Below are 18,053 nucleotides of genomic sequence, written 5' to 3'. Positions count from 1 at the left end.
CGACCGGCCCCGAATTCGTGTCATGGACTTAAGCGAAGTCCTGTCGCAAACGAGTCTTGAGCAGCTTCCCGCTAGCGTTGCGTGGCAGCTCCTCGATGAACCGAACCGCACTGGGGCACTTGAAGTGAGCCAGTCGCTCGCGTGACCACTCGATGATCTCCGCTTCGGTTGCATCCGAATCAGCAGCTCGAACGACCACGGCAAGGGGAGTCTCACCCCACCGATCGGAGTGAACGCCGACTACCGCCACCTCGCGGATGCCGGGGTGCCCGGAGAGAACACTCTCCACCTCGGCCGGATAGACGTTCTCACCGCCGGAGACGATCATGTCCTTGAGGCGGTCGTGGAGGTAGAGATAGCCGTCCTCGTCGAACGATCCGCCGTCTCCGGTGCGAAGCCAGTCGCCGTCCAACATGGTGGCCGCAGTTGCTGCTTCGTTACGCCAGTAACGCTTCATGACGTGAGGGCCGCCGATGACGACCTCGCCGCGGGTACCGACCGGGACGTCTTCGAGCGTCACGGGATCGACGATGCGGATGGGCACTCCGAACATCGGCTGCCCGACGGACTTCAACCGATGCGCGGTCGACTCGTCGGTCGCCCGATGATCTTCCGGGGTCAGCATGGTGACGCCGCCGGTCGACTCGGTGAGTCCGTATGCCTGCAGGAAACTACACCCGAAGACCTCGGTCGCGTCTTGCAACAGGGGCAGTGGCATCGGCGCGGCTCCGTAGACCAGGAACTGCAGGGCACTCCAATCTGCCTCGCGCACAGCCGGAAGGGAGGTCAGGACGCTGATCACCGCGGGAACGGCGACCGCATGCGTGACTTTGTACTCCTGCATCAGCGCGACGAGTTCGAGAGGTCCGGCGATGGTCTTGAGCAGTAGAGCGCCACCGCCGAGCGTCGTGACCAGGGCGAGACCCAGTCCGGCCACATGGAAGAACGGAACCGGGCACATAGCCACGGAGTCGGTGTCGAGATCGAGCAGGTGATACATGGTGGCGAGGGCACGGCCGAGGTTGGCGCCGGTGAGTTCGATTCCCTTCGGGTGACCGGTGGTTCCCGACGAGTAGAAGATCAGCGCTGTGTCGTCGGGGCGGCGCGACGACCCCGGATCGTCGTCGCCGACACCGGAAAGCCAGTCGTTCCACGAGATCGAGTTTCCGGAACCGTCCACCGTGACGACGGTCCGGACGCTACCGACCGCCGCGGCGACGTCGGAGAGGCCCTCATCGCCTGCTCCGAGTACGACAACAGTCGGCTCGCTGTTGCTCAGGATGTAGTCGACCTCGCCCGGTGCCAGCCGATTGTTGACGGCCGTCAGGATCGAGCCCATCTTCGAAGATCCGTACAGGACGGAGAGGAAAGACGGTGCATTGGCCCCGATGTACGCCACCCGGTCGCCGGGTCGAACACCATCGCGCAGAAGTGCATTCGCGACACGATTTGTTTCGATGTCGAGTTCGCGGAAACTGGTACGCCCGTCATCGGAGATGACGGCGGTGCTCTCCGGACTGGCAATCGCCCGGCTGCGTAGCAAGTCTTCCAGATTCTGCACGGGGCGACCGTCGGGCAGGAGCGCGTTCACGGAAGGTTCACGGACGGCAGGTTCACGGGTGGCAGGTTCACGGGTGGCAGTCGAACCTACGTCCGTCGGCTGAGTTGTCATGCTGAATGCTCCAATCTGAAGGGGGCAAAGACAGGGGGTTCGAAAATGCCGGCGGGAGCAGCGAGTACATGCTCGACGGCGCGTAGTGCCGGGCCTGCAGTGATGAACTGACCGGCTGTCGTGCGACTGTTCGGATCTTGTGGTTCGACCAGGTTGACGGTCATCACGATCTCGGGTTTGCCGAAGAGGTGGACTTCCCATTGGTCCCGTCCCGCGTATTCGTCGCGATCAGGTTCCATGGTCCAGATGATGGCGAGGGTGAGGAACTGCTTTCCGTCGACCATTGCGTGCCAGCGCCATTCGGTGGTTCCGACGGTTCCCGCGGCGATGCGTCCGGCGGCGACGTCGAGATCCGTACGTGCCGGAACGACCCTGTGATCGGACACGACCTCGTCGTAGGTGACGCCCAGGCGCTCGCACATGAACGCGATGGTCTCGAGGTACAGCGACGCGTACAGCGAGGGCAACGGCCCGGTGCCGTCCAGGTCCTTCGGGGGCGAACCCATTCCCATCACGGTGAACGCGAAGTCGGGGTCAGGCATGCCGCGAGCGTCGAGCACCTCGTCGATCGTAATTCGGTCGAGTTCGATCGATGTTCCCGTCAGCGCCAACGCCAATCGCTCGCCGATGACACCTGGGCTCACGCCGACCCCGTAGAGCGTCGAATCGCCTTCCTTGCATGCTTGGGCGAACATGTGCTCGCGTTCGGTGCCGTGTGCGCGGGGGAAGTGCTGCCCGGCCGTCGTGATCACGTTGATCCCGGCGCGAAGCAGACGGCACAGATCGTCGTCGTGGCGTTCGTACGGAATCTGCAACCGTGGACTGTGGATGAGAACCTGTGGGCGCGAGCGGATGATCTCGTCCACGTCGCGTGTAGCGATCACCCCCGTCGGTGCTCGTCTGGCGATGTCACCGGCGTCTCGACCCGCCTTGGCGTCGCTGTACACGTAGAGGCCGACCAACTCGAGGTCGGGACGATCGATGATTCCGCGTAGCGCCGTCTTGCCGATGGCGCCGGTCGCCCACTGGGCAACACGAATCGGATCGCTCATGATCGGGTGGTCAGTTCGCCGGCGAAGAGGAGCTTGCCCAGTCCGCGTTCGTACCGAATCGGATCGCGGGCCAGGCGCGCACGCGCGTCGATTGCCATGAAATCGGTGTCGCACGTCCACTCGCCGCGTTGCATGGCGGCGAGTCCGGTTGCCGCGATGTCGAGAGGGTTTTCCTTGTGGCCCTGCACATGTGACGCCATGCGGGTGTCGACGCTGCCGACGATCAACGACGTGACGGTGATGCCGTGCGGTTCGAGTTCGGCGCGAGCGATGCCGCCGAGCGACAGAGCAGCCGCCTTGGCCGGTGAATAGCCACCCATGAAGGCGGTCGGAGCGATTGCGGCCACCGACAGGACGTTGACTATCGATCCTCCGCCGCGGGCGGCGAGTACCGGCGCGAAGGCGCGGATCATCGTCAGAGGCCCGAAGTAGTTGACCTCCATCTCGGCTCGCGCAGCCGCTTGGTCGTCGGCCTCGATCAACCGATTCCCGGTGAACAGTCCGGCATTGTTGACGACCACTGTGGTGTCACCGCACGCCCGGGCCGCTGCATCGACGAGTCCTGGATCGGTCACGTCGAGTTCGACGATGTGTGCTCCGGTGGATCGCAGCTCGGCGGGCGCCTCGTCGGGATTTCTCACCCCTGCATAAATTTTGGCGGCACCCATCGACTTCGCCTGTTGGACGAAGGCCAAGCCGAGCCCTCGATTGGCGCCGGTGACGAGGACAGTCGCGCCCTCTATCGGCGTTCCGCGAAACCTTGTCATGAGTGCTCCTGTGTCTGCCGTGTGTAGATGAGGTCGTCGGGAAATTTCTTGCTCTTCTTCAAAGACGTTTCAGGCGCGAGCATCCCGAAGATCCAGCCTTCGGCTGTGGCCATGTCGTGGTTCCAGTCCCACCGCAGTGCGCGGTGGCGGATTCCCCACCTGCCGTCCTCGTAGCCGAAGCGGTCGATCAGGCGCGCCGAGGTGAGTGTGTCGGCTATGCCGTCCGAGTGCTTGATTCGCGCGAAGGCAAGCACGTAGGACTCGACGTGTGCTGTGTCCCCGTCGAGTTCGACCAAGACGTTGGTCATTGCGTGGGTGGTCAGTGACCGTGGGTGGGTGATGGCCCCGGCGATGTGGTCGATGTAGTCGTCGGCGGTGCCGGTGAAGACACCCCCGTGGTCTTCGGTTGCGCCGGGTAGATAACACCGCCTGGCGTCCTCGACGTCGCCGCGATCGGCAGCTCGGAGGAAACGAGCCAGAACCTCGTAGATTTCCTGCTTGGCGACGAGAGCGTCGACCCGGCTGTAGTCCCTGACGTCTGGGCCCCCGCCGCTGTCGACTGCGTGAATGTTGTTGGACCTCACGATGATGTCCCTTCTCGGCTCCGGATCGGGGGCCGCACGTTGACGGAGTGCCTCTGTTTACTGTAGTAATCTCTATCACACTGTTAATTGAAGTGTCACGAGGAGGTGAAACCAATGCTTGGAAACACACCACCCGCACAACCTGCGAATGACCCGGTCGTACTCACGCTCTCCGATGTATCGATCGAATTCGGCGGAGTCACGGCTCTCGACGACGTCGGCTTCGACGTCCACGCCGGCCAGATCTGCGGACTCATCGGGCCGAACGGCGCTGGTAAGACCACGCTGTTCAACTGCATCACAAGGATTTACGAACCGAGTCGCGGTGTCATCACCTGGCAAGGAACCGACCTCTTGGGATTGCGGCCCTATGCATTGGCATCTGCAGGGATCGCTCGGACCTTCCAGAATCTCGCACTGTTCAGCGGCATGAGCGTCTTCGACAACACCATGGTCGGCGGATCGTCTCGGGGCCGCTTCGGACTGGCGAGCGGGGTTCTCGGCTGGCCTCCAGCGCGCGCCCGAGTCCGAGAACTGCGAGAGAAGGCCTGGTACCTGCTCGAACGCCTCGAACTCGTCGACGTCGCGAACGCGCCGGCAGCAGGCCTTCCGTTCGGAACACTCAAGCGCGTCGAACTGGCACGAGCATTGATGTCCGAGCCTTCGCTGCTTCTGCTCGACGAGCCCGCCGGCGGGCTCACACACAGCGAAGTCAAGGAGTTGGGAGAACTGATCGTCTCGCTCCGCGACGACTTCGGCTTCGGAGCGCTTCTGGTCGAACACCACATGGGATTGGTGCTGGGTATCTCCGATCACGTTGTCGCACTGAACTTCGGCCACAAGATCGCTGAAGGTACTCCGGCGGAGATCCAGCAGAACGACGCCGTGATCAATGCCTATCTGGGGCGAGCGGCATGAGCCTGCTGAGCGTCGATGATCTGCATGCCGGTTACGGGCGAGGCAATGTACTGCACGGGGTTTCGCTCGACGTGGAACCCGGCGGGGTCGCTGTTGTTCTCGGCGCGAACGGTGCCGGCAAGACCACCATGATGCGTGCGCTTGCCGGATTGATTCCGCACCAGGGAACGATCACCTTCAACGGTTCGCCGCTCGGATCCAAACCTGAACGCGCCGTGGCCGCCGGCGTCAGCCTTGTCCCACAGGGCCGTGGAACTCTCGGTCAACTGTCGGTACGTGACAACCTGCTCGTCGGCGCTGCGCTTCGCAACGACAAGGCGGAGATCGAGGCCGACATCGAGCGGTGGTGTGAGACATTTCCGGTGCTCGCGAGGAGGTCCACACAGTTGGCAGGTTCGCTGTCAGGCGGTGAACAGCAGATGCTCGCGGTCGCGCGGGCATTGATGAGCCGTCCCACCCTGCTTTTGTGCGACGAACCGAGCCTGGGTCTGGCGCCCATCGTCATCGCCGAATTGTTCGACACGCTCGGTGCGATCAACCGGAGCGACGGAACTGCATTGCTGATCGTGGAACAGAATGCCGATCTCGCGATGAAACTCGCGTCGAAGGTCTTCCTGCTCGACGTAGGCACCATCGTCGCTGCCGGCACGCCCGAGGAATTTCGTTCGGACGACGTCGTGCGCAGCGCCTATCTCGGGTACCAGGAGTAAACGGTGACACTCTTTCTCGAACGACTCATCTCCGGATTGACCAACGGCTCGATCTACGCAATTCTCGCGCTGGCACTCGTGGTGGTGTTCCGTGCCACCGGCACGATCAACTTCGCTCAGGGCGAGTTGGCCCTGTTCACAACCTTCGTGGCGTGGTGGCTCACAACGATGTCCTGGCCGATCTGGGCCGCGATCGGAGCGGCTCTCGCTCTCGGCTTCCTGCTCGGGGCGTTGATGGAGCGTCTGCTCATCCGGCCGGTTCAACGTAGAAGTGACATGGCAGTGCTGATAGTGGCACTGGGATTGTTCACCGGGCTCAACTCGTTGGCCGGAATGCTGTGGGGGAGCGAAACGAAGATCATGCCGAGCCCGTTTCCCAACGGTCCCACCGACTACATCTCAGTGGGCGGCGCGCGCGTGTACGGCGACGCACTGGGCGTACTGGTTGCGCTCGTTGTCCTACTTGTGTTGATGTCCTTGCTCTTTCGCAAGACGAGAGTCGGTCTGCACATGCGTGCCGTCGCGGACAATGCCGAATCTGCCACTCTCGCCGGAGTTCCGACCAGCCGGATACTCGCAATCGGCTGGGGTGTTGCGGCAGCGATCGGCGCACTGGCCGGTGTCCTGGTCACTCCGCTCTCGCCGCAACAACTCGGCCTCACGACCATGTTCCCGATCTTCATCGCAGCATCTGCGGCAGCGCTGTTCGGCGGTCTGGACAGTCTTGTCGGCGCAGTTGTGGGTGGGTTGACGATCGGTGTTCTGGAATCGATGCTCAGCGGCTACATTTCGGTCATCGGCGGTTCGCTGCAGCAGACATCCGCGCTACTGATCATCGTGGTGATCCTCTTCGTCAGACCCAATGGACTGTTCGGTACCAAGAAACTGGAGCGGGTATGACGACGCTTGCCGAGAGAAATGAACCCGCGGTCGCCGAAAAGGCAGTCAGGCAGCCTCGCGTGGTGGTTGCCGGATCGACGTCGTACCGGATACTCCAACTGGTTCTGCTGGTGGCTGCCGTCTGTGCCCTGCTCCTCGTGTCGCAGAGCGCGCCGTTTCGCGTAGGGCAGTTCACGAGTGTCTTCATCATCGCGATTGCCATCGCCGGACTGAATATCGTCAGCGGGTACACCGGACTTCTGTCGATCGGCCATTCTGCCTTCTTCGGCCTCGGCGCGTACACGACCGGCGTTCTGATCGTCGATCGCGGATACTCGCCGTTGACCACAATCCCGATGGCAGTCGTATTGTGTTTCGTACTAGGACTTCTCGTCGGGCTTCCCTCCTTGCGGATCAAAGGGCTGTATCTGGCCCTCGTTACCCTCGCCGTCGCTGTGGCGTTTCCCGAAGTGATCCGCAAGACCGGGGATCTCACCGGTGGCGCGGCCGGCATGGTCGTTCGTGCGAATCTTCTGGTCCCGCCGAAATGGACGGGTTTGACCCGCGCGGACACCTATCTCTGGATCTTCTGGGTTTCGGTAGTGACGCTGGCAGTGGTCATGCTCCTGATCCGCAATCTCGTCAAGAGTCGATTCGGTCTGGCAATGGTTGCGGTGCGCGACAACGAGATTGCGGCGAGTGCAAACGGCATCAACGTCGCGCGGGTCAAGATTCTCGCTTTCGGACTTTCCGGCGCGATCACCGGTCTGGCAGGTTCGCTGTTCACGATGTACATCGGCGCGCTCTCACCCGAGTCCTTTTCGTTGATGAAGTCGATCGAGTTCATCACCGGACTGGTGTTGGGCGGAATCGCAACGCAATTCGGCCCGATCGTCGGGGCTACGGCAGTGGTGTTCCTGCCGTACTACACCGGAAGCGTCACCGACGGCCCCGTGTCGGGAGTGGTGTTCGGCGCGGTGCTGATCGCGATCGTGTTCTTAATGCCGGACGGAATCGTCGGCCGGATCAACAGCGTTCTCCGACGGTTTGTCCTGGTGGTTCCCGCAGATCATCCCAAGTATCGCGAAGGTGAACCCCGCACCTGAGCGCCGTCTCCCTCGCCCACTCTCGTTTCTCTCAACTCACAGCAAGGAACTGGACGATATGAAAAGGCAGACCACGATTCCCGCAGTCATCGCCGCTGCGGCACTACTCCTTTCGGCCTGCGGAGGTAACTCCGACGCAGAGAGCAACACGTCGACCTCGGCCGGAGCAGTATCGGTCGACGACTGCAGCGATCCCAGTGGTGCCGCGGCGCCGATCACCGACAAACTCACGGTGGGGTGGAGTGGGCCGACGTCCGGCCCGCTCGCCGACGCGGTCGGCAACGTGATCGAAGGAATGCGAGCACGGTTCGAGGTCGAGAACGCGGCCGGCGGCGTCGGCGGCGTCAAGCTCGACGTCGTGGTCAAGGACGATGCCTTCTCCCCGGAGCGCGCCAAAGCCAATGTCGGAGAGTTCATTCAGAAGGACAAGGTCGACGTTCTGGGCACGTTCGGAGCAGGCCAGTTGAACGCCATCGCGGACGACCAGACCACTGCCTGTGTTCCACTGCTCTTCGCGCAGGCAGGCATGCCCGAGTTCCGGGTGATCGAAGACTTTCCGTGGACCACGGAGTATCTACCGGATCCGGGCGTCGAGATGGAGGTAGTGGTCGAAAGCCTGAAGAAGAAGTATCCGAGCGGCGCCAAGGTTGCCTTGGCCACGAACCAGACCGAGTCCGGACAAGGGATCGCCAACGGCTTCAAGTCCGCGATCGAAGGAACGAACTTCGAGATCGCAGCCGAAGAGGCGCTGACCGACCCCAAGACGGCGGCATCGACCCTCAAAGCCAGTGGCGCCGAGGTATTGGTGGTGGCCGGTGTCACCACCGATTGCCTCGCGATCACCCAGGCGATCGGACGTGTCGGATGGAAGCCCGACACCGTGATTCAACCGTCGAACTGCGTCGACGGTGCGACGCTGTATGCGCCCGCCGGTGATGCTGCCGACGGGCAGCAGGTGATGGTGTGGCTCAAGGATCCCAACAACGCCCTCTACAAGGATGACGCGGCGGTACGTGACTACCTGGCCGGTGCGGCTGCTCACGGTGCCGATTCCCCGACCAACAGCTACACCGTGAACGGCTGGGCCATCGGTGACCTGTTGGTGGACAACTTCACTCGGGCCTCTGAGTCATCCGACGGACTCTCACGCGCCAGCATCATGAGTGCCGCACGAACGCAGGACTACCACCCGCCGATGTTCATCGACGGAATCAAATTCACGATGACCGCGGACCATGCATTGGGAATCCTGGCATTCCAGCCGTTCGAGTGGAACGCCGCTACCCAGGCGTTCGAGAAGCAAGGCGACGTGATCGACATTTCCGGCCGTTACGAGAACTGAAACGAGTACGCGAATGAACAAGGCACACAGGGGATTACACCCTCGCGTCAAGGTGGACGAATACACCTCGAAGGGGTGGTGGTCCGACGAGACGATCGATCAGGTGTTCCGGGCGCAGGTGCGGGTACGCGGTGACGAACTTGCCGTGGTTGATCCGGCGAACCGGAGCGAGTTGTCCGGCGGAGATCCGCGACGCCTCAGTTGGAACCAACTGGAGAGCGAAGTCATCGCGCTCGCTGCCGGCTTCTCCGAGGTGGGTTTGGGCCGGGGAGATGTTCTGGGCGTGCAGATGCCCAATACCGTCGAATTGGTCGAGGTCTACCTTGCAGCGTGGTCTCTGGGGATCGTGGTCTCGCCATTGCCCATGCAGTACCGCGAACGTGAAGTGGAAGGAATGGCAAACCAGGCGGCGTTTGCAGCATTTGTCACCGTACCCAGTTTTGGTGACAGACTCCCTGCTACGGAGATCGCTGCAATCAGATCCCGGATTCCCTCTCTGAGATCGGTGTTCGCCTACGCTCCCGCATCCGAGCTTCCGGCCCAGTTGCCGGCCGGTGTCGTGGGGCTGAGTCCTCGGGCGGCCACCGAAACACAGCGCAGTGAATTGGATGTCCGAATCACCGAAGATCCCAACGACCCCAACGATGCGATGACGATCTGTTGGACCTCCGGGACCGAAAGCGAACCGAAGGGGGTCCCACGTTCGCACTACGAGTGGCTGGCCATCTGCTGGGCCACGATCGACGCTCCCGACATCGGCGTCGGCGACGTCTTGCTGAACCCGTTCCCGATGGTCAACATGGCCGGAATCAACGGAATGTTCCTGCCGTGGCTCCGCACGGGATGTGTACTGGTACAGCACCACCCGTTCGATCTTCGAGTTTTCCTCGGGCAGATCGAGGCCGAGCGCGTGACGTACACGGTAGCGCCGCCTGCGCTGTTGTGGATGCTGCTCGCCGACGAGTCGATGCTCGCGGCGGTCGACCTGTCGAGCTTGACTCGGATCGGTTCGGGTTCGGTGCCACTGCAACCTCCGATGGTCCGGGGATGGCAGGAGCGATACGGAATCGGAGTCATCAACTTCTTCGGATCCAACGAAGGCATCAGTCTGCTCTCCTCGCCTGCGGACATGCCGGATCCGGACGACCGCGCACGGTACTTCCCCCGCTTCGGTGTCGAGAACTTTCGCTGGAGCACCAGAATCTCCGACTGGATGGACGTGCGCTTGGTCGACGTGGTCACCGGCGAGGACATCACCGAAGTCGGGCACCCGGGTGAGTTGCGAATCAGCGGACCGACGGTCTTTGCCGGCTATCTCGGCGATCGGCCGTCTCCGTTCGACGAGCGCGGATTCCTCTGCACCGGAGACATCTTCGAGATTGCCGGTGATCACGGGCAGTTTCTCCGCTACCTGGACCGGGGGAAGGACCTCGTGATCCGCGGCGGAATGAACATCGCCCCAGCCGAACTGGAGGGATTGATCGCCGAGCATCCGGCCGTTGCGGACGTGGCCGTCATCGGCGACCCCGACGAAGTACTCGGTGAGCGCGTCGCAGCAGTGGTCACGCTGCGGCCCGAGACGGAACTCGAGCTGGACGCTCTGGTCGCGTTCCTGAAGGACAAGCGCATCGCGTCGTACAAACTTCCCGAGCGGCTGGAGATTCGGAAAGAACTGCCGCGCAATTCGACCGGAAAGATCCTCAAGCGTGAGCTTCGACAGAAGAGTGTGGCATGAGTGTGATGAACGACAGTGACAAGCTTGCGTTGGCGCGTGAGATGTTCCAGGCGTGGGACGTCATGGACTGGACACGCGTCGTCGACCTGTTCGCCGAAGACGGTGTGCTCCACAGCGTCATGCAGGAACCTCTTGTCGGCAAGGAGGCCGTTGCGGGCCGAATTGCGTTACTGGCAAGCAAGTGTGAACGGATCACACTGAAGATCGAGTCTCTCGGCGTGATCGACGGAAGGGTATTTGTGCAGCGAGTGGACGACTTCCACTTCGACGGTACCCATGGCGTCGTTCCTGTTGTCGGAATCCTCAGCATGGCAGACGGACGGATCACCGAGTGGCTCGAGTACTACGACCGTCCGACACTGTTGGAGGGAATGGGTCTTGTCTCCGACTTCGAGTAGAGGTTTGCCGACCATCGACATCTCCCTGGGGTTGTGGCAGGACCGTCCGCCGCGGGAGGTGACCACTACCGCGCGCCTCGCCGACAAACTGGGGTTCGGCCGAGTGTGGGTGGGGGAGATGGCGACGTACGACGCCTTTGCGCTGGCGACGTCGGTCGGCGTCGGCTTCGAGTACTCCGAACTGGTGGTCGGCCCAGTCGCGGTGACGGTTCGTGATCCGGCGATGATCGCGATCGGGGCGGCGTCGGTGGCCGATCTCACCGGGCGCCACGTGTCGATCGCCTTGGGTACGTCCAGCACTGTCGTGGTCGAAAAATGGCATGGACGAAGCAGGTCCGGGGCAGCTCGGGCGCTCGCGGAGTCCGCCCGCGGTGTACGAGCGCTGATGGACGGTGAACGGGGCGAAGTCGCCGGAACGGTGATGCGGACCAGCGGATATCGGCTGCGACTTCAGCCGCCAGGTGGGCGGCTGATCGTTGCGGCATTCGGGGACAAGGCGCTTCGGGCCGCGGTGGAGTTGGGCGACGAACTGGTGCTCAATCTGGTCAGCCCGGAGCAAGCGGGGCGCCTGATCACACGGTGCAAGGAAATCGCTGCCGAGTTGGAAACCGGCATGCCTTTCGTGTCGGTGTGGGCACCGGCTGCCGTCGCCGAGAATGGACCGTCACAGGTGTCGATCGATCAACTTCGACGCGGGCTCGTACCGTATCTGGCTGCTCCGGGGTACTCGGACATGTTCGTCCGCGCGGGCTTCGCTGATGTGATCGAGGCAGCCAGGGCCGGGGCCGCGCCGCGCGAGCTCTTGAGCCAGGTCTCGGACGCGATGGTGGCAACGGTGGGAATCGTCGGGACTCCGGCCGATGCCCGCGAGCAACTCGAGGCGTACCGAGCGGCGGGAGTGGACTCCGTCGTGGCCGTGCCTTCATCCACTGATTCGGATCCTGCCGGCAAAGTGACCATGGAACTTCTTGCGGAGATGGCATGACGGACCCCCGACGAACTTACTCTCAGGTAAGTTCGTCGGGGGTATGTCTAACCGAAGGAGTAGCCGTGAGTGATCGCGTTCGTGTCGAGGTAGTGCAGTCGGTGGCGTACGTGACGCTCAGCCGACCGGAGAAACTCAACGGTCTCGATCTGGACGCTCGACGCCCTGGTGGACGCCGCTCGAACTATCGAAGCTGATCGTTCGATCCGGGGCGTGATTCTTCAAGGCGCGGGTGACGCGTTCTCGGCCGGGTTGGACTTCGCCTCTGCGGGTAAGCAACCGAGGCGCATGGCGAAGGCCTTCGCGAAATTTCCCGGTCAGAAGACCAACCTCTTTCAACGCGCGTGCTGGGTGTGGCGCGAATTGCCCGTGCCGGTCATCGCGGTCGTTCACGGGCACTGCTTCGGTGGGGGACTGCAATTGGCGCTCGCCGCAGACTTTCGATTCACCACCCCCGATTGCACGTTCTCGGTGATGGAGGCGAAGTGGGGATTGATCCCCGACATGACCGGAACGGTCACGATGCGCGAACTCGCGGCAATGGACGTCGTGAAACGCCTCGCCATGACTGCTGAACTGTTCGACGGAAATCAGGCTCTCGAGTGGGGGTTCGTGAGCGGAGTCAGCGACAATCCGATCAAGCCGGCGCAGGAACTGCTGTCGCAGATCGCGGTTCGCTCGCCGGACGCCGTCGCAGCGACGAAGACGTTGCTGCACAAGACCTGGAACCGCTCGCCTCGCGGCGCGTTCTGGATCGAATCGCGGATCCAACTGGCGCTGATGCGAGGCAAGAACCACAAGATCGTGCGCACAGCGAATGCTGCGAAGAAGTTGCCGGAGTTCGCCTTTCGAAAGTTCGGCTGACAAACTCCGGCATCGCGACGCCGTTGGGCGTCCACATTCAGGTCGATTACACCATCAGGTCTCGTCCTGATCGATCCTTGATGAGCATCGTGGCGACGAACGAGACCGCGGCCAGCAGGGCGAGGTATATCGAGATGGCAAGGGTGCCACCGGTCTTGCCGAGGAGCCACTGTGCGACGGTGGGAGCAAAGGCGCCGCCGAAGATGGTGCCTACCGCGTAGGAGATCGACGCACCGCTGTAACGGATCGAAGCCGGGAACATTTCGGCGAACAACGCGGGTTGAGGTCCGTACGACAGCCCGAGTCCGACCGAGAACAGGATCATCGCCACGTAGATCCAGCCGAGATTCCCGGTGTCGATGAGGAGGAAGAACGGCACCGCGAAGAGGACCATCGCGAGGTTGCCCACGTTCATCACCGTGGTGCGGCCGCGTCGATCCGACCAGTAGGCGCCGATCATGGTGAAAACGCCCCACGTGACGGCACTTGCGAGCGTGGCAATCAGTAGTTCGGTCTTACCCAGGCCATAGGTCTTGGTTGCGTACGCGACGATGAATCCGCCGATCACCATGTAGCCGTTGCCGTTTGTGCCGATGAAGGACAGCGCCGCGAGTACGACCTGCTTCGGGTGTTTCTTGAACAGAGTTCGGATAGGCGTGTTGCTCTCGGTGCGGCGTTCCTTGAGTTCGGCGAATACGGGTGACTCGCTGACCTTGCTTCGAATGTAGAAGCCGACGCCGATCAACACGACGCTGAGCAGGAACGGCACTCGCCATCCCCAGGTGGTGAACTGTTCGTCCGTGAGGGTGAACGTGCACAGTGCCAAAACGCCGGTGGCGAGCAACATTCCGAGCGGTACTCCCATCTGTACGAACGCTCCGAAGAATCCTCGACGCTTGGTGGGTGCGTGTTCGACGGCAAGAAGAGCGGCCCCGCCCCATTCGCCGCCCGTCGAGAATCCTTGGACGACGCGAAGCAGGATCAACAGGATCGGTGCCCAGATTCCGATCGATGCATACGTCGGCAGCACGCCGATGAGAACCGTCGCGGCACCCATCATCGCCAACGTCGCGACCAGGACACGTTTGCGGCCGAGCCTGTCGCCGAGATAGCCGGCCACGATGGCACCGAGAGGACGGAAGACAAAGCTGATGCCGACCGTGACGTAGGAGACGATCTGGCCTGCCGAGCCCATCGGCTTGAAGAACAGGTCGGCAAAGATCAGGGCTGCAGCTTGGGCGTAGATGAAGAAGTCGTACCACTCGACGGTGGTGCCGACCATCGACGCCATCGCGGCGCGGTCGTATTCCTTCGCGGCGGGCTTGGTGCCAGTTCTGGTTGTGGTCATCGAGCTACTTTCTGCCAGTCACGTGGTTCACCGACACGGTGAAACTGCGAAGTCGGAACAGGGGAGAAACGCTGTTCGATCTGCGACGTTGCCGGTGTGCTCGGTGCATGCTTTTGGCTGACTCGGAGCGTTCCTGCGCGATCTCATCGTCGATATCGACAACCGAATGATCGGTAGGTAATGAATTATGCAGAAGTGTGAGCGTCAACACAAGCGATGCCGGAAAAGTCTGATTGTTTGATGCGGAGCGTGCGAGAAGTCAGCGACTCACGTGTGGAGTGACGCCGCGATCCGCAGATCGATTTCCCTGGCGCTGAGCAGATGGTCGAGGACGAGAACCGCACAACCGAGGATGCCGGATTGTGCGCCGTGGCTGACCGAAGCGATCTGAAGCTTTCGGGTGGCAAGCGCCGTTGCGTTGCCGTAGACGGACTCCCGAAGCCCGGCGAGGAAGAGTTCGTCCGCCTCGGCCATGTCGCCGCCGATGATCAGGACCTCGGGATTGAGGAGATTGACCGCGCCGGAAATGACGTCGCCGATCAGTCGGCCGCTGCTTCTGATGAGCCGGCGGGCTTCGCTGTCGCCGTCCAGGGCGAGGCGGACGACATCACGCACGTGACCGACGCTTCGGCCCTGATCTCGGAGGGCATGCACGAGAGCCCAACCGCTGGCGACAGTTTCGACGCAGCCGACGTCGCCGCAGCGACACTTCATGCCCCGCGCTGCAGCGGTTTTGGTATGCCCGATCTCGCCGGACGCTCCGAGTGAACCGCGTTGGAGGACTCCGCCCATGACGATTCCTGCGCCGAGGCCGGTTGACGCCTTGATCATCAGGAGGTTGGGCGCACTCTCGCGTCGCTCGCTCAATTCGGCCAGAGCCATCACGTTGGCATCGTTGTCCGCGAACAGCGGAGCCGTGGTCACCGATGCCAGATAGGGGGCAAGCGCGACTCCGTCCCATCCCGCCATCATCGGAGAGTCGAGGCTTGCTCCCGCGGCGACGTCGACCGTTCCGGGAATGCTCAGTCCGATTCCGATGACCTCGGTAGACGCGCGGTGGACCTGGGCCAGTAGTGACGAAAGATGCTCGGCAATTTCGGGCATCAGTTCGTCGGGGCCGACCCCGACCGACTTGTCGATGTCTTCTGCCGCGAGGATCGTGCCCGCCAGGTCGGTGACGGCAAGTTGTGCCCGCGATCGACCGATGGCCACGACGAGAACCACGCCGGACGAGTTCGCGAAGGTGAGAGTGGACGGCGGCCGGCCGCCCGTCGACGGGCCCTCGTCGTCATCGGCGATCAAACCAAGCGATTGAAGTGCTGCAACCCTGGCCGATACCGCCGTCCTGGACAGGCCGGTGAGCTTCCCGATCTCGCTGCGCGTGGTCGCGGAACCGCTGCGTATCAGCGTGAATACCTCTCCCGCGGTAGCCGGAGTCGTGGACGGTCGGGTCATTGTCCTATTCAAGCATTCCTCGTCGGTAACTTCAGCGTGCGAAAGTTCGCATACTTTGTCCACAAAAAGACGTAAGTAGGTCTTGTGAAAAAGCAGAAGTAGGCATAGTCTGTGTCTTGACTCACTGCCACGGGCGTCCGAGGAGACGAGTCGCAGTTTCTGTGAAGCAGGGCGCACAAACAGGGGAGAACCTGATGAGCCGCACCGATACACAAGAGATCGTCGAGTTCGCACGTAAGTGGCAGCAGTTCGACGGTGGACCTGACGAAGAGATCTTTGTAACCTTCGGCCTCGCCCCGGACGAGTATTTCCGCAGGCTGCAGGCAATTCTCGACGACGGCGTCGTAGCGCTGACTCCGCCGGTCACCGGCGAACTCGCAACGGTCTGTGCACATCGACTCGGCCAATCGGTCAGGCGTCGATAAGTCCGACCCGGCGTCAGCCCAGAGTCACCCGAATCCGTGTCACCCGAGTAAGGAATTGAGGTCGCCATCATGCACAAGCACCTTCCGATGCCGTACCCGACCGCCGAAGTGTGGGACTGGCAGCTGCAGGGAGCGTGCCGCGGGCACGATTCCGCGGTGTACTTCCATCCGGACGGCGAGCGTGGACACGCCCGCGAGAACCGTGAACGCAACGCCAAGAAGGTCTGCGCGACGTGCCCTGTACTCCAGCAGTGCCGCGAACACGCACTCTCCGTCCACGAGCCGTACGGCATCTGGGGTGGAATGACGGAGACCGAGCGCGCAGAATATGTGCGATCGCTGCGTAAGCGCAGCAACCGGATGCCCGCGGTCGCCAACGCGAGCTGACGGTCCTTCGGAAAGGACGCCAGTGTGGCCCTCGTAGCCGGTATCGATTCGTCTACCCAGTCGTGCAAAGTCATTGTCCGTGATGCCGATTCGGGAGAGCTGGTACGAGAAGGGCGGGCGGCGCATCCCGTCGGTACCGAGATAGATCCGGCATGCTGGCTCGAGGCGATGGACAGTGCAATCGCCGCAGCGGGTGGGCTCGGCGACGTCGCAGCCGTATCGGTCGGAGCTCAACAGCACGGCATGGTGTGTCTGGACAGTGGCGGCGAGGTCGTCAGACCGGCGTTGCTGTGGAACGACACTCGCTCGGCGAAGGCTGCGACCGATCTGGTCGAAGAGTTCGGCGGACCCAAGGCGTGGGCCGACGCAGTTGGTGTAGTTCCGGTCGCCGCGGTCACGGCAAGCAAGCTTCGATGGCTGGCAGATCACGAACCCGGCAATGCCGATCGCACTGCCGCGGTGTGTCTTCCGCATGACTGGTTGTCCTGGAAGTTGGGTGGGTCCGGCTCGATCGAGGAGCTTGTTACCGACGCGGGCGACGCCAGTGGAACCGGCTATTATGCTGCCTCGACGCGCGAATATCGTAAAGATTTGCTGGCGTTGGCATTTCGCGGTCGAACCCCGCATGTTCCCCGAGTTGCATCGCCGAACGAAAAGATCGGAAGTACACGTTCCGGAGGTATTGTCGGGCCTGGCACCGGTGACAATGCCGCAGCCGCACTGGGTTTGGGGGCAGTTCCCGGTGACGTGATCATCTCGATCGGAACATCCGGCGTCGTCTCGGCTGTATCGGCCACCCCCACGCATGATCCCGGCGGGAACGTGGCAGGATTCGCGGACGCAACCGGCCTGCACTTGCCGCTGGTGTGCACTCTCAACGGCGCGCGCATTCTTGATGCGACGGCGTCCATTCTCGGTGTCGATCACGCCGAACTGTCGCGGTTGGCGTCGACGGCGCCCCTCGGAAACGACGGGCTGGTCATGATTCCGTACTTCGAGGGTGAACGGACGCCCAACCGCCCTGACGCCACGGGGGCCATGCACGGATTCCGGCTGCAGAACTCGACGCCTGCGCACTTTGCACGAGCCGCAATCGAAGGGCTCCTGTGCGGCTTGGCCGACGGCGTCGACGACCTGGTTCGTCAAGGCGTCGAGGTGAAGCGAGTTCTCCTCGTGGGAGGCGGAGCGAAGTCGCGCGCTCTCTGTGAGATCGCGCCGGCAATTCTCGGAGTGCCGGTCGTGATCCCTGCTCCGGGTGAGTACGTCGCCGAAGGGGCATGCAGGCAAGCAGCATGGGCACTGTCCGGGGACACGCAGCCGCCGGTGTGGCCGAAACCGGAAGAGCGACGATTCGACGCCGAACCAGCTCCCCACGTGCGCGAGCGCTACGCGTCGTTGCGCGAACTCACCGAAGGTGTCTGAGCGC

The 18,053-nt window shown here is 62.5% G+C and carries 17 protein-coding genes and 1 pseudogene; 12 read left to right on the top strand and 6 right to left on the bottom strand.

Annotated elements, in window-relative coordinates:
- Positions 1–28: 28 nt before the first annotated feature.
- Genes RhoBH5_RS07700 through RhoBH5_RS07685 form a run of 4 tightly spaced genes read right to left on the bottom strand, consistent with a single transcriptional unit; the run spans position 29 to position 4,075 of the window.
- Positions 29–1,672, bottom strand: a complete 1,644-nt coding sequence (locus RhoBH5_RS07700; RefSeq protein ID WP_270008122.1) for a long-chain-fatty-acid--CoA ligase — start codon at positions 1,670–1,672, stop codon at positions 29–31.
- A complete protein-coding gene (locus RhoBH5_RS07695) occupies positions 1,669–2,724 on the bottom strand; it encodes an NAD(P)H-dependent amine dehydrogenase family protein (RefSeq protein WP_073512710.1) in 1,056 nt (351 codons plus the stop codon). The genes RhoBH5_RS07700 and RhoBH5_RS07695 overlap by 4 nt, the downstream gene beginning before the upstream one ends.
- The gene (locus RhoBH5_RS07690; RefSeq protein ID WP_003940078.1) at positions 2,721–3,491 is read right to left on the bottom strand and encodes an SDR family oxidoreductase; all 771 of its coding nucleotides are present in this window, start codon (positions 3,489–3,491) and stop codon (positions 2,721–2,723) included. Before RhoBH5_RS07690 ends, RhoBH5_RS07695 begins: the two co-directional genes overlap by 4 nt.
- On the bottom strand, positions 3,488–4,075 hold the full coding sequence (locus tag RhoBH5_RS07685) for a nuclear transport factor 2 family protein (RefSeq protein WP_064111724.1): 588 nt from the start codon (positions 4,073–4,075) through the stop codon (positions 3,488–3,490). The genes RhoBH5_RS07690 and RhoBH5_RS07685 overlap by 4 nt, the downstream gene beginning before the upstream one ends.
- Positions 4,076–4,189: 114 nt before the next feature.
- Between RhoBH5_RS07685 and RhoBH5_RS07680 the strand changes: the two genes are divergently transcribed.
- The 9 genes and pseudogenes from RhoBH5_RS07680 to RhoBH5_RS07640 all read left to right on the top strand — a co-directional run bounded on the left by RhoBH5_RS07680 (position 4,190) and on the right by RhoBH5_RS07640 (position 13,012).
- A complete protein-coding gene (locus tag RhoBH5_RS07680) occupies positions 4,190–4,993 on the top strand; it encodes an ABC transporter ATP-binding protein (RefSeq protein ID WP_021345217.1) in 804 nt (267 codons plus the stop codon).
- A complete protein-coding gene (locus RhoBH5_RS07675) occupies positions 4,990–5,703 on the top strand; it encodes an ABC transporter ATP-binding protein (RefSeq protein ID WP_003939931.1) in 714 nt (237 codons plus the stop codon). The genes RhoBH5_RS07680 and RhoBH5_RS07675 overlap by 4 nt, the downstream gene beginning before the upstream one ends.
- Positions 5,704–5,706: 3 nt before the next feature.
- Entirely contained in the window at positions 5,707–6,603 is an 897-nt protein-coding gene (locus tag RhoBH5_RS07670; protein WP_003940241.1) for a branched-chain amino acid ABC transporter permease, read from the top strand.
- Positions 6,600–7,688, top strand: a complete 1,089-nt coding sequence (locus RhoBH5_RS07665) for a branched-chain amino acid ABC transporter permease (RefSeq protein ID WP_030534909.1) — start codon at positions 6,600–6,602, stop codon at positions 7,686–7,688. Before RhoBH5_RS07670 ends, RhoBH5_RS07665 begins: the two co-directional genes overlap by 4 nt.
- Before the next feature lie 58 nt (positions 7,689–7,746).
- Positions 7,747–9,030 (top strand): ABC transporter substrate-binding protein, encoded by a 1,284-nt coding sequence (locus RhoBH5_RS07660; protein WP_003939841.1) that lies wholly within the window; start codon positions 7,747–7,749, stop codon positions 9,028–9,030.
- A gap of 13 nt (positions 9,031–9,043) precedes the next feature.
- On the top strand, positions 9,044–10,765 hold the full coding sequence (locus tag RhoBH5_RS07655; RefSeq protein ID WP_030534908.1) for a class I adenylate-forming enzyme family protein: 1,722 nt from the start codon (positions 9,044–9,046) through the stop codon (positions 10,763–10,765).
- Positions 10,762–11,163, top strand: coding sequence for a nuclear transport factor 2 family protein (locus RhoBH5_RS07650; protein WP_021345212.1), 402 nt, complete (start codon positions 10,762–10,764; stop codon positions 11,161–11,163). Before RhoBH5_RS07655 ends, RhoBH5_RS07650 begins: the two co-directional genes overlap by 4 nt.
- Positions 11,144–12,148: an LLM class F420-dependent oxidoreductase gene (locus RhoBH5_RS07645; RefSeq protein WP_270008121.1), complete on the top strand. Its 1,005-nt coding sequence runs from the start codon at positions 11,144–11,146 to the stop codon at positions 12,146–12,148. The genes RhoBH5_RS07650 and RhoBH5_RS07645 overlap by 20 nt, the downstream gene beginning before the upstream one ends.
- Positions 12,149–12,213: 65 nt before the next feature.
- Positions 12,214–13,012: pseudogene (locus RhoBH5_RS07640) on the top strand (crotonase/enoyl-CoA hydratase family protein).
- 46 nt (positions 13,013–13,058) lie between these two features.
- Here RhoBH5_RS07640 and RhoBH5_RS07635 read toward each other — a convergent pair.
- Both RhoBH5_RS07635 and RhoBH5_RS07630 read right to left on the bottom strand, forming a co-directional pair.
- Positions 13,059–14,360, bottom strand: coding sequence for an MFS transporter (locus RhoBH5_RS07635; RefSeq protein WP_270008120.1), 1,302 nt, complete (start codon positions 14,358–14,360; stop codon positions 13,059–13,061).
- Between the two features lie 267 nt (positions 14,361–14,627).
- On the bottom strand, positions 14,628–15,815 hold the full coding sequence (locus RhoBH5_RS07630; protein WP_003946405.1) for an ROK family transcriptional regulator: 1,188 nt from the start codon (positions 15,813–15,815) through the stop codon (positions 14,628–14,630).
- Positions 15,816–16,009: 194 nt separating this feature from the next.
- On the opposite strand from RhoBH5_RS07630, the gene RhoBH5_RS07625 reads away from it, so the two are divergent.
- From RhoBH5_RS07625 to xylB, 3 genes are all read left to right on the top strand, one after another.
- The gene (locus RhoBH5_RS07625) at positions 16,010–16,240 is read left to right on the top strand and encodes a DUF3263 domain-containing protein (protein WP_030534904.1); all 231 of its coding nucleotides are present in this window, start codon (positions 16,010–16,012) and stop codon (positions 16,238–16,240) included.
- Positions 16,241–16,309: 69 nt separating this feature from the next.
- Positions 16,310–16,627 carry a WhiB family transcriptional regulator gene (locus RhoBH5_RS07620; RefSeq protein ID WP_003946343.1) on the top strand — a complete coding sequence of 106 codons (318 nt, stop codon included), beginning with the start codon at positions 16,310–16,312 and terminating at the stop codon, positions 16,625–16,627.
- Positions 16,628–16,651: 24 nt separating this feature from the next.
- Entirely contained in the window at positions 16,652–18,049 is a 1,398-nt protein-coding gene (xylB, locus tag RhoBH5_RS07615; RefSeq protein WP_073512714.1) for a xylulokinase, read from the top strand.
- Positions 18,050–18,053 lie beyond the last annotated feature (4 nt).

The organism is Rhodococcus sp. BH5 (genome assembly GCF_027583855.1).
Taxonomy (GTDB): domain Bacteria; phylum Actinomycetota; class Actinomycetes; order Mycobacteriales; family Mycobacteriaceae; genus Rhodococcus_F; species Rhodococcus_F qingshengii.
Note: the sequence above shows the minus strand (reverse complement) of the source record. Positions and strands in the feature narration are given on the sequence as shown.